Annotated in this window: 10 protein-coding genes and 1 pseudogene; 6 read left to right on the top strand and 5 right to left on the bottom strand. The window is 66.0% G+C overall.

Features of this window, described 5'->3' with window-relative positions:
* The 5 genes and pseudogenes from C664_RS17070 to C664_RS17050 all read left to right on the top strand — a co-directional run.
* Positions 1 to 295 (top strand): annotated as a pseudogene (locus C664_RS17070) (hypothetical protein); the annotation flags it as partial.
* Between the two features lie 63 nt (positions 296 to 358).
* Positions 359 to 2263, top strand: a complete 1905-nt coding sequence (locus tag C664_RS21190) for a hypothetical protein (protein WP_038012229.1) — start codon at positions 359 to 361, stop codon at positions 2261 to 2263.
* Between the two features lie 68 nt (positions 2264 to 2331).
* Complete coding sequence (locus C664_RS17060) at positions 2332 to 2694, top strand: hypothetical protein (protein WP_004264797.1); 363 nt, start codon at positions 2332 to 2334, stop codon at positions 2692 to 2694.
* 8 nt (positions 2695 to 2702) lie between these two features.
* Positions 2703 to 3404, top strand: a complete 702-nt coding sequence (locus C664_RS17055) for a C39 family peptidase (protein WP_004264796.1) — start codon at positions 2703 to 2705, stop codon at positions 3402 to 3404.
* An 18-nt stretch (positions 3405 to 3422) separates the two neighbouring features.
* Positions 3423 to 4319: a hypothetical protein gene (locus tag C664_RS17050; RefSeq protein ID WP_004264795.1), complete on the top strand. Its 897-nt coding sequence runs from the start codon at positions 3423 to 3425 to the stop codon at positions 4317 to 4319.
* 33 nt (positions 4320 to 4352) lie between these two features.
* Here C664_RS17050 and C664_RS17045 read toward each other — a convergent pair whose 3' ends face one another.
* From C664_RS17045 to secA, 3 genes are all read right to left on the bottom strand, one after another.
* Positions 4353 to 5651 (bottom strand): hypothetical protein, encoded by a 1299-nt coding sequence (locus C664_RS17045; protein WP_038012227.1) that lies wholly within the window; start codon positions 5649 to 5651, stop codon positions 4353 to 4355.
* Positions 5652 to 5699: 48 nt separating this feature from the next.
* Positions 5700 to 7055 (bottom strand): sigma-54 dependent transcriptional regulator, encoded by a 1356-nt coding sequence (locus tag C664_RS17040; RefSeq protein ID WP_051019164.1) that lies wholly within the window; start codon positions 7053 to 7055, stop codon positions 5700 to 5702.
* Between the two features lie 305 nt (positions 7056 to 7360).
* A complete protein-coding gene (secA, locus tag C664_RS17035; RefSeq protein WP_004264792.1) occupies positions 7361 to 10084 on the bottom strand; it encodes a preprotein translocase subunit SecA in 2724 nt (907 codons plus the stop codon).
* 118 nt (positions 10085 to 10202) lie between these two features.
* Between secA and C664_RS17030 the strand changes: the two genes are divergently transcribed.
* Positions 10203 to 10634: a DUF721 domain-containing protein gene (locus C664_RS17030; protein WP_004264791.1), complete on the top strand. Its 432-nt coding sequence runs from the start codon at positions 10203 to 10205 to the stop codon at positions 10632 to 10634.
* 45 nt (positions 10635 to 10679) lie between these two features.
* Here the strand turns inward: C664_RS17030 and C664_RS17025 are convergent, their stop codons facing one another.
* Positions 10680 to 10868 (bottom strand): hypothetical protein, encoded by a 189-nt coding sequence (locus C664_RS17025; RefSeq protein ID WP_004264790.1) that lies wholly within the window; start codon positions 10866 to 10868, stop codon positions 10680 to 10682.
* 32 nt (positions 10869 to 10900) lie between these two features.
* A complete protein-coding gene (gene lpxC / locus C664_RS17020; RefSeq protein ID WP_004264788.1) occupies positions 10901 to 11827 on the bottom strand; it encodes a UDP-3-O-acyl-N-acetylglucosamine deacetylase in 927 nt (308 codons plus the stop codon).
* Positions 11828 to 12001 lie beyond the last annotated feature (174 nt).

The following is a 12001-nucleotide window of genomic DNA, read 5'->3' as shown; positions in this document are numbered from 1 at the left end:
CGGTGCAGGTGGCGCCGGCGGTGCGGGCCAGGGCGGCACGGGCGGCGCGGGCGGCAACGGCGGCACGCTTACCGCAGGCGCCGCGACCGGCGGCAGCGGTCAGGGAGGTTCCGGTGGCGCAGGCGGCCAAGGCGGAGCAGTCAGCGTCGATGCGGGCACGTTCAACATGGGCAACACCATTGCCAACTCCTTCACCAATGGTGCCGGCATCATCATCAACGCCCAGAACAGCGGGATTGGTGCCCTCGTCCAGCAAAGCGCAAACGTGCAGGCCAACCTGAGTCTCAATCGCTGAACCGACCCGGGAGGCGCGGCCTGAACGGCCGCGCCCTCCTCCGGGCGTAGAACGGAGATCACCATGAAAATGAAATACATCGCGAGTGCCATTGCCCTCGCCTTCGGCTTCGCATCGCAAGCGACCGCGAACCCGACCAATACCATCACGACCACCGGGACCTCTACCGAGACCGAGGTGTCCGCCGCAGCCATCGCAGGGCCGGTCACGCAGAACGCGAGCGCAACATCGGCACAGAGTGGCACGGGCGCAATGGCCAACGAGTACTCCCGTGCATACGCGAAGACGGACAACAGTACGTCGAGCACCGAGAGTAATGACAACAGCCAGGGCAGCAACCGCAACAACGAAGGCCTCGCCTGGGCCCTCGATCATGGCACGGCAGCCAACAACGGCGCGTCGGCGAGTTCGAGCATCGACAACGCATTCAATACCAGCACCGCGGTAGCCATGTCCAAGCTGGACGGCTCGGTGTCGCGGATCGGTGTTCATGGGCTCGGGAACACGGCGGTTAACTTCGGCAGCGCCAACGGCGGCGACGGGGGCAAGGCCTATGGCGGTGACGGCGGCAAGGCCGGCGGCGGTGACGCCTATGGCGGCAACGGCGCAAACGGCGGCATGGCCTGGGGCGGCAACGGCGGCGACGGCGCACGCGGCGGAAAGGCGGCGGGCGGTGATGCCGACAGCGGTTACGCCGGCGCCCATGCCGATGGCGGCAAGGCCAGCGGCGGCGATGCCAATACCGGCTTCGTGGCCGCAGGCAGCGGCGGCAAGGCCAGCGGCGGCGATGCCGACACCGGCCGTGCAAGCGGTGGCGCTGGCGGCGACGGCGGCAATGCACGCAATGCCATGGCCAAGGGCGGCGGGGACGCCGATGCCAAGGTCGGCGCATCGGCCGACTCCGGCAACGCCTACGGCGGCAAGGCCATGGGCGGAACAGGCAGCACCACGTCGGTCGGTGGCGACGGTTCTGCAGCCGGCGGCGCCGTCGCTGGTAGCGGTTGGGGTGCAGGTGGATCCGGCGGCGCGGGCAACATGAGCAAGGTTGGCTCGGCAATTGCCGGCAGTTCGGCAGGTGGCAGCGGTGCCGATGGCGGCGGCGCGGGCGGTGGCGGAGCCTGGGGTGGCGCATTCGGCGCAGAAGCCTCGGCCACCAGCGAAACCGGTGGCAGTCAGGCCGATGCCTCGAACACGGCTTCGGCAACCGGCGGCGCTGGCGGTACGGCAGGCACCGCGAACTCCACCGGCGGCACGACCGGTGACGCCACCGCCAACGGCGGCAGCAACACCCAGACCGCAAGCGCAGCGGGCGCGGGAGGTAGTGGCACTGGCGGCAACGCCAATGGCAGCGCCACGGCCAACGGGGCCGCCAGTACGGCCAATGGCGGCACGAACTCCGCGTCAGGCGGCTCTGGCTCGTCCGGCATGGCGAGCGCAGCCACCGGGGACGCCACCAGTACCGGTGGCGCTGGCGGCACGGCGAGCAACGCGGGCGGTAACGGCGGCGACGGTGGCGTCGCAATGAGCGGCGCGGCCACAGGCGGCGCGGCCGCAGGCGGCAACGGCGGCACGGCTACCAGCGGTACCGCGAACGGCGGCAATGCGACCGGTGGCGGTGGCACCAGCACGGCCTCGAGTGGTGCGGCCGGCGGTGGTGACGCAGCCGGCGGAGCCGGTGGTGCGGGCGGTGCGGGCAACGGCGGCACCGGTGGCGCCGGCGGCAGTGGCGGCACGCTGGCAGGCGGCAGCGGCACCGGCGGCAACGGCAACGGCAACGGCGGAACCGGTGGCAGCGGCGGCGGTGGCGGTGGCGTGAGCGTGACGGCGGGTACGTTCGACATGTCGAACAACATCAACACCGCCTTCACCAACGGCGCCGGCATCATCATCAGCGCGCAGAACAGCGGGATCGGCGCACTCGTGCAGCAAAGCGCCAACGTGCAGGCCAACCTGAGTCTCAACCGTTAAGGGTGGCATGGGAGCCGGACGGCCCTGCCGTCCGGCTCTTACGCGCACGATTGGCAAGGAGAACCATCATGAGATCCGCTTTGCCACTGATCGCACTGGGCGTGGCGCTCGCCTTCACCTGTTCCTCGCCGGGCACTGCTCATGCCGAAGACACGCCGCCTCCGAATGCCGCTGCCGGGCACCTTTTTGCCCAGCAGGCGATAGGCAGCGACGTCCTTGAGACACAACGCGGTGGCGCTGACACCCACCTGAGCGAGATACGTGCAGTCGGCTCGGTCAGCGAAGTCCAGGCTTACGATCTGGTCACTGGGCACAATGTGGTATCGGACGGCGCGCTGGCCAATACGTCCGGTATGCCGATGCTGATCCAGAATTCAGGAAACGGCGTGCTGATCCAGAATGCCGTCATCCTCAACGTCGAGGTCCGCTAGCGGAGAGGATGATGATCCCGCTCGGCATGCACTGTCGCCAGGTCCTCGCCATGGCGACCCTTTTCTGGCTGACCGCAGGCTCCGTGCTGGCGGAGCGGCCAAGCATGGTTACGCCGCTCGGTGGCAACGTGGCAATGCCGGTGGTGAGCATGAAGGACGCTCGCTTCCTGGCGACCCTGCGCCAGCAGTACGACTTCAGCTGCGGCTCCGCCGCGCTTGCAACCTTGCTGACTCACCACTACGGCCTTACGGTCGACGAGGCGAGCGTCTTCCAGGCCATGTTCGAGCGCGGGAATCAGGAGAAGATCCGGGCGGAAGGCTTCTCGATGCTCGACATGAAGCATTACCTCGACAGTCACGGCTTCGACGCGCGCGGCATCGAAGGCACGCTGGACCAGCTCGCGCAAGCGGGTGTTCCGGCCATCGTGCTGATCCAGGAGAACGGCTATGCGCACTTCGTTGTGATCAAGGGCGTGCGCGACCGCGATGTGCTGCTCGGCGACCCCGCAATGGGCACGCGGGTCATGCCACGGGCGGACTTCGAACGCTACTGGATGAACAACATCCTGCTCTTGGTCGCGAACCGCATTGAGCTGGCACGGTTCAACCGCGTCGAGGACTGGCGGATCAGGCCCAATGCACCGCTTCAGGCCCAGCGCGACGGCACCGTGATTCATGCGCTGACGCGGCACAGCCTGGTGGACTTTTAAAGCGACCGGAGGCCGACCATGCATGCCGCACCGCACCCGCGCATTGCCGCCATCGCCTTGATCGTGGGCCTTTCCCTGACGGACTCCGGACTCGCTGAAGTACGCGCGGCACGTCTGATCGAGCACCCCTGGTCGGGAGACCTGGATGTTTTCCGTAGCCCGGCCGTTCAGCAGCCTGCCCGCGCGCCTGAGCGGGCCGAGCACGCAGCCGAGGTCGTCGATGCGCGCATCCAGCCAGTGGCCGCGATCCTCGCACGCGAAGGGCTGGCGGGACCGGAGCAACAAGGAGACCGGAGCGCGGACGACGCGCCGCTCCCGTCCGCGGAAGCCTCCGTCCCGGACGTCACGGCCATCATCGTCAAGGTTGAGGAGATTCGCCAGAAACTGACCGCGCTCTCGACGACGCTGGCCGGGGAGTCGGTCGCACTGACACAGACGAAGGCGCGCCTTCGTGCCGCCGGCACCGATGCACCCTCCGCCGACAAGACTGATCGCGCCGGCGCTGATCTGCTTGCTTCGGCGGCGCTGCCGTCAGCAAAGCTCGATACGCTGCGGGGCGGCTTCGTCGCTCCCAGCGGCCTGCGCATGACTTTCGGCATCGAACGTGCCGTGCTGATCAATGGCGTGCTGCAGAGCACGACCCATCTGCGCGTCGAGGACCTTGGCAATGTCACCGCCAAGGCCATGGCGGCGGGCTCGACGGTCGCGGTGATCCAGAACGGGATCAACAACGGCCTTAATGTGTCGCTGCCCGCGACCTCGCTCGCCACCATCGTGCAGAACTCGCTGGACAACCAGAGCATCCAGACCGTGACGACAATCAATGCCACCATCAACAGCGCCGAGATGATGCGCGGCATGCGCCTGCAGCAGTCGATGCAGGAGGCGCTCAACCGCGCCTCGCTGATGCGCTGAGGCAAAAAAGCGCCCCGAGGGGCGCTCCAGCCATCAGAGCGTGAAGGGCATGCGCAAGGTCAGTTGCACGTCCGGGGTGTCACGCGTGACGCCGACACCCAGCGACAGGTTCAGCGTCCGCGTGTTGTCGATCTTGTACGAATACCCCAGAAGCAGCGTGCCAAGCTGCACGCGCACGCCCGGGACCCGCTCACCGCTGTCGAGCCGGGCTTTGGTCGGACCAACCGAGAGATGGTCGTAACCGATGCTGAAGGAAGAACGCTCGTTCAGCGCGAGGCCCATGCCGAAGTTGAAGCCGAAGACACCGCCGGGTTGAATCTCGTCATAGACCGCCGCGGCCTCGGCCGGCACCACGTTGGGCTTCACGCCGTTGCGCTTGAAGCTGTACTGGTAGCTGATGCCACCGAAGAACACCGCCGGATCCGAGGGAATCAGCACGGTCAGCCCGGGCGTCACCGAATAGAAGCCCGAACCTGTCGGCAACTCCTCCTGGACCGCCGCAATGCGGGCGCCATCAGCCAGGAAACTCGAGCGCACCTCGAAGGGGTCCGTGCCCGTGCGGGTCTTGAAGCGCAATGAGGCGATGTAATAGGGAGAGTCTCCGCCGCCGTCATTGAGCTGATAGCGTCCGATCAGCTCAACGTCGCCGATACCGCTACCGTCGACGTCGGTGAAGATGTCGTCGCCCGCACTGCCAGTGAAAATCTCCCGTCCGCGGGTGTTGTCGAATCGATAGACGTAGGGCACGCGAGCCTCGAGTTCGAAGCGATTCGTCAGCCCGGTTCGCAGCGCCAGCGTCCCGGTGAGCGAGTTCGACTTGACGTTACGCACGTCGATGAGGCCGATCAGGATGGCGGGAATCACCGTGTAGCCGACCAGGGCGATGCGGTCGCTCGAGGAATAGGAATACTGCAGCGAGGGCTCGAAGATCCACTTGCCGGGCGGAGTCAACACCCCGGGCTGCTCGAAGATCGGCGCCACCGCAGGCGGCCGGTCGGGTGCCTCAGGCGCCTGGCCGACCGGCTGCGCCGGTTGAGCCTGCGCGGGTTGTGCCTGTGCCACCTGCACCGGTCGCTCCGAACCCGCGGTCGGGGCCACGCCGCGCCCGCGACGCTCGAGGTCGACCTCATGCTTGAGGTCGAACAGCGCCGCTTCCTGGCGCGCCAGCTCGCGCTTGAGTGCCTCGATCTGTCTTATCTGCGCCTCGAAGCGTGCAGAAATGTCGTCTGCCGCGACGGGTTCATCAGCGGCGTACGCTCCGCTGCTCAGGCTTGCGATCAGGATGCCCAACAGCGGGCGCAACAACGTTGGCTCGGCGCAGCACTTTCTCATCTCGAAGACTCCCACGGAGGATTGCACGCGCCCCGCGCCACGAACGGGCTACAGGACGATCTTCAGGCGGTCGATCATTCGGTACAGGGTGACGCGCGACACGCCAAGGCGGCGGGCCGTTTCGGAAACGTTGTTGCCGTGCTTCTTGAGGCTGGTCTCGATGACCTCGCGCTCAACGTTCGTGCGGATTTCCTCGAGCGTGGGCGTGACCGGATCCACGACGGGCGGCAAGCCCAGGTCAGCAACGCTGAGAAGGCGGTTCTCGCTCATGATCATCGCGCGCTGCACGCGGTTGATGAGTTCGCGCACATTCCCCGGCCAGTCGTAGTCCATCATCGCGTGCAGCGCAGCGCTGCTGAACCCTCTCACCTGCGGGCTGGCGTGCACTCGCTGCTCGTCGAAGATGGTCTGGGCCAGCAGCGGAATGTCCTCGCGCCGCTCCCGCAGCGCCGGCAGCGTCAGGCCCAGCACGTTGAGCCGGTAATAGAGGTCCTGCCGGAAGCGACCATCGGCAACCGCGCGCTGCAGATCGACGTGGGTGGCGGCAATCACGCGCACATTGACCTTCACGCGCTCGGTGGAGCCTACCCGGGTGATCGTCCTGTCCTGCAGGAAACGAAGCAGGTTGGCCTGCATCTCGAGGGGAAGGTCGCCGATCTCGTCGAGAAAGAGGACGCCATCATTCGCCGCCTCGATGTTGCCGATCTTGCGCTGGGCTGCTCCGGTGAAGGCACCGCGCTCGTAACCGAAGAGCTCGGACTGGATCAGGCTGGGCGCGATCGCCCCGCAGTTCATCGCCACGAAGGGCCCGCTCGCCCGCGCGGAATGCTGATGGATCGCCCTCGCCACCAGTTCCTTACCTGTGCCCGACTCGCCGCCGATCAGCACCGGCGCATCGACGCCGAGCACCTTCTCGATCTGCCGGTAGATGAGCCGCATGCATTCGCTGCGGCCGGTCATGCCAAAACCCCCCCCTGCCAAGGCTGAGCTATCGCCCCGGGGCAGCAGCGCCGCCTTGCCATGAACATGCCCCAGCGTCATCGCGATGCGGTCGCGATCGAGTGGCAAGGAGTGGAAATCGTTGAAATTGCGCAGCAACTCGGGACTCACGCGCTCGCTGCGCAGCAGCCCCTCCTCCAGCAGCGCAACCCATTCGACCTCGCTGCGCGCGAGCAGCATCACCAGTTCGGCCTGGGGCCACGCATGAACTCCATCGAAGGCGACCAGGCCGATCGCACCCGGATCCTGGCGAAGCGCCCGGCGCGCGGCGTCGATCGTCGACGCCACCTGAAAATCCCAACGCTCAAGCCCCAGCGCCTCGAGTGCGGAAAAGATCCGGCCTCCGCCATCGAGCACCACTCCCCGTCGTGGACCCTTCAGCCGCTCCAAATAGCTCGTATCCATCGCGGCGTCAGCGCACTGGCAGGTGCTTCTTGAAAATGCTGTCCATGACGAATCCCCCCGACTCGAGCTTCTCGGTGGCCCGTATATCGTCGCAACACCTTGTTTGGTCGGTCGCATCACGCCGATTCACATGCCCTCTGCGCGGTACGAACGCTTACATACTAGACAGCGATGCCCGACTCGTCGACCCCGGATTCAATCGAGTCAACGAAGAAGGGGAGTACCCCGCCGGAGCACTCCCCTTCTGTCTTGATTCGACTGCAAGCCGGATCCATCGGCAGGCGCTTGCAGCCGCGCCATGCGAATCAGTTCAGCTTGCCATGACAATGCTTGTACTTCTTGCCCGAGCCGCAAGGGCACGGGTCGTTGCGGCCGACGCGTGGCCCGGCCTGCGCGGGCTGCTGCGCGGCCTGCTCGGGGTTCGCCGCGGCGAGCGCCTCGTCCTGGTCGGCGTGGTGGTACTGGACGTTCTCCAGCGCGGGTTGCACCTCCGCCTCCTCGAGCTGGGCCTCGGTGCGCACCTGCACGGTCATCAGGATCTTGGTGACATCAGCCCGTACGGTATCCAGCAGCGTTTCGAACAGTTCGAAGGACTCGCGCTTGTATTCCTGCTTCGGGTTCTTCTGCGCGTAACCGCGCAGATGGATGCCCTGGCGCAGGTGATCCAGCGCGGCGAGGTGCTCGCGCCAGTGCGTGTCCAGGCTCTGCAGCATGACGTTGCGCTCGAACTGGTGCCAGGCCGACTGATCGACCATCGCCGTCTTGGCGGCATAAGCCTCCTCGCCGGCATCGACGATGCGCTGCAGGATGGTGTCGTCGTCCAGGTTCGGCTCGGCCTTGATCCATTCGCCCACCGGCAGCTTCAGTGCCAGTTCGGACGCCAACGCAAGCTCAAGGCCGGCAATCTCCCACTGCTCTTCAACGCTGTCGAGCGGCACGTAGCGACGGAACAGGTCGTGCAGCACGCCCTGGCGCATCGCGCGGATGGTCTCGGAGATATCCTCGGTTTCGAGCAGTTCGTTACGCTGCTGGTAGATGACCTTGCGCTGGTCGTTGGCGACGTCGTCGTACTCGAGCAACTGCTTGCGGATGTCGAAGTTGCGCTGCTCGACCTTGCGCTGTGCGGACTCGAGCGAACGGGTGACCATCGCATGCTCGATCGCCTCGCCCTCGGGCATCTTGAGGCGGACCATGATCGCGTTGAGGCGCTCGCCGGCGAAGATCTTCATCAGCGGATCTTCCAGCGACAGGTAGAAGCGGCTCGAACCCGGATCGCCCTGGCGGCCGGAACGGCCACGCAGCTGGTTGTCGATGCGGCGCGACTCGTGACGTTCGGTGCCGATGATGTGCAGGCCACCGGCGGCGATCACCTGCTCATGCACCTTGGCCCATTCGGCGCGCATCGTCGAGATCTTCGCTTCCCGGTCCTCCGGCGAAAGGGACTCGTCCTCGCGCACCAGCGACACCGGCTTCTCGATGTTGCCGCCGAGCACGATGTCGGTACCGCGACCGGCCATGTTGGTGGCGATGGTCACCACGCCCGGGCGCCCGGCCTGCGCGACGATCTGCGCTTCGCTGTCGTGCTGCTTCGCGTTGAGCAACTGATGCGCGATCTTCGCCTTCTTCAGCAGCCCGGAGAGGAATTCGTTGGTCTCGATCGAGGTCGTGCCCACCAGCACCGGCTGTCCACGCTCGACGCAGTCGCGGATATCCTCGATCACCGCGTCCCACTTCTCCTTCGCGGTGCGATAGACCTTGTCGTTCCCGTCCTTGCGCTGCGTCGGTTTGTTGGTCGGGATCACCACCGTTTCCAGGCCGTAGATCGAGTGGAACTCGAAGGCCTCGGTGTCGGCCGTACCGGTCATGCCGGCGAGCTTGCCGTACATGCGGAAGTAGTTCTGGAAGGTGATCGAGGCCAGGGTCTGGTTCTCGGCCTGGATGCGCACGCCTTCCTTGGCTTCGACCGCCTGGTGCAGGCCGTCCGACCAGCGCCGGCCTGCCATCAGGCGACCGGTGAATTCGTCGACGATGACCACCTCGCCGTTCTGCACCACGTAGTGCTGGTCCTTGTGGTACAGGGCATGCGCCCGCAGGGCCGCGTAGAGGTGATGCACGAGCAGGATGTTGCCCGGGTCGTACAGGCTGGTGCCTTCGGCCAGCAGGCCGAGACGCATCAGGACCTGCTCAGCATTCTCGTGCCCGTCCTCGGTCAGCAACACCTGGTGCGACTTCAGGTCGACCGTGTAGTCGCCCGGCTCGGTCACGTTGTCGCCCTCGCCTTCCTGCTTCTTCAGCATCGGCGCGACCTGGTTCATCTTCAGGTAGAGCTCGGTGTGGTCCTCGGCCTGGCCGGAGATGATCAGCGGCGTACGCGCCTCGTCGATCAGGATGGAGTCCACCTCGTCGACGATCGCGAAGTTCAGGGCGCGCTGCACCCGCTCGCTGGCCGCGTAGACCATGTTGTCGCGCAGGTAGTCGAAGCCGAACTCGTTGTTGGTGCCGTAGGTGATGTCGGCCGCGTAGGCCGCCTGCTTCTCGGCGTGCGCCATGCGCGAGAGGTTGCAGCCGGTGGTGAGGCCGAGGAAGCCATAGATCCGGCCCATCCACTCGGCGTCGCGGCTGGCAAGGTAGTCGTTGACCGTGATGACGTGCACGCCCTTGCCCGACAGCGCATTGAGGTAGGCAGGCAGCGTGGCGACCAGAGTCTTGCCTTCGCCCGTACGCATCTCGGCGATCTTGCCGTTGTGCAGCACCATGCCACCCACGAGCTGGACGTCGAAGTGGCGCATGCCATGCACCCGCTTGCCGGCCTCGCGGACCACGGCAAAGGCCTCCGGCAGCAGGGCGTCGAGCGCCTCGCCATTGGCCACGCGCTGCCTGAATTCGGCAGTCTTGCCGCGCAGGGCATCGTCGGACAGCGCGGAGATTTCCGGCTCGAGCGCGTTGATCTTGCGCACGGTCTGAAGGTACTGACGAACGAGGCGGTCGTTGCGACTACCGAAGATTTTCTTGAGCAGGCCGGAGATCATGTTTGAGGTCGACGTCGATTCGGCAAAGGCGCGAGTTTATCATGCCGATCCGGGCGGCCCGTGACACGTGTCTCCAGTTGACCGCGGCGCCCCGCCCATTCACGGGATTCCATGCATCATGAGCCAGCTCCTCCATCGCTTCCTCGGCAGCGGCGACGCCCTCGCCCGCCTTCAAGAACACGCCGCCCGCCTGAGGCGACTGCAGGGGGCACTCGAAGCGGCACTGCCCCCCTACATGGCCGAGCAATGCCAGGTGGCGAACCTCAAGGATGGCGACCTGGTCATCACGGCACGCAACGGCGCGACCGCCGTACGCCTGAAGCAGATGCTGCCAAGCCTGCTGACGCAGTTCGCGCAAGCCGGCCATGCGTTCGGCAACATCAGGGTGAAGGTCGGCACGCCGGAGCAGGTGGAATGGCGCCGCCCGCCGCCGCAACGCCACATCTCGGCCGACGCCAAGGCCGGGCTGGCCGACTTCGCGGCGTCGCTGCCGACGGACTCGCCATTGCGCGAGTCGCTGGAAAGGCTTGTGAGACGAGGGCGCGAATAGCGCGCGCTCCGGCGCAAAAAGCGTCGCGCCCGGGCGCTCCGTGCATCAGGCCAGCGGCACCAGCGCGCGCTCGATCGCGAACAGCGCGAAAAAGGCGAACAGCAACACCACCGCAACGCGAAAGATCTTCCACGCCCAGGCCTTGAAGCGCGGATTGCCGGTCAGCAGCCACAGGATGACCGAGCCGCCCACGCCAAGCACGGCGAGCAGCAGCAAGAGGCGCATGATCAGCATGGGGCGGGCGTTCCGGGCGTCAGCGCACGAGTTCAGACCGTGGCGAGCGCCGCGGCATCGAACTGGTGCGCCACAGCAGCCGGCGTCGCCTTGGGCTGCTCGAAGGTGACGATCTCCCAGGCCTCGCGATCCTCGAGCAGGACGCGCAGGATCTGGTTGTTCAGCGCATGGCCGGCCTTGTGTGCCGAATACGAAGCCAGCAGCGGGTGGCCACAGAGGTAGAGATCGCCGATGGCGTCGAGCACCTTGTGCTTCACGAACTCATCGGCGTAGCGCAGGCCCTCGGCGTTGAGCACGCGGTATTCGTCCATCACGATCGCGTTCTCGAGGCTGCCGCCGAGCGCGAGGCCGTTGGCCCGCATGAACTCGACGTCCTGCATGAAACCGAAAGTGCGCGCACGCGCCACGTCGCGGACGTATGAATGCTCGGCGAAATCGACCGTCACACGCGTCGACGTGTTGTCGATGGCCGGATGGTTGAAGACGATCGAGAAGCTGAGCCGGAAACCGTCGTACGGCTCCAGACGCACCCACTTGTCGCCTTCGACGTATTCGACCACCTTCTTCACCCGCAGGAATTTCTTCGGCGCCGATTGCTCCTCGATCCCCGCCGACTGCAGCAGGAACACGAAAGGCGCGGAACTGCCGTCGAGGATGGGAATCTCCGGCGCATCCACGTCGACGTGCAGGTTGTCGATGCCCAGGCCGGCCAGCGCCGACATCAGGTGCTCGACCGTGCCGACCTTCTCGCCCCCCTTTTCCAGCCCGGAGCACATGCGCGTATCGCACACGGCATAGGGGTCGGCCGGCAGGGTGAGCGGCGGATCGAGGTCGACGCGATGGAAGACGATGCCGGTATCCGGCGCCGCCGGACGCAGGACGAGCGTCACCTTGCGCCCGCCGTGCAGACCGACGCCGGTGGCCTTGACGATGGATTTGAGGGTGCGCTGCCTGATCATCGTTAAATTTCCTTTAAACATCGCAATTTTATCACGCACCTCCTGGCGGGACAGGCTATGTGCCTCATTCACCCAGACTGTTGCGCAAGCGGATATTGCAATGCAGCACACGGAAACGACGCGGGCACCCGTCACGAACCGGAGGCGGCGGTTCGCAAAGGGTGCCCGTTGGAC

This window comes from Thauera sp. 63 (assembly GCF_000310165.2).
GTDB classification, from domain to species: domain Bacteria; phylum Pseudomonadota; class Gammaproteobacteria; order Burkholderiales; family Rhodocyclaceae; genus Thauera; species Thauera humireducens.
The sequence above is the reverse complement of the archived record's forward strand: the minus strand, read 5'-3'. Positions and strand labels throughout refer to the sequence as shown.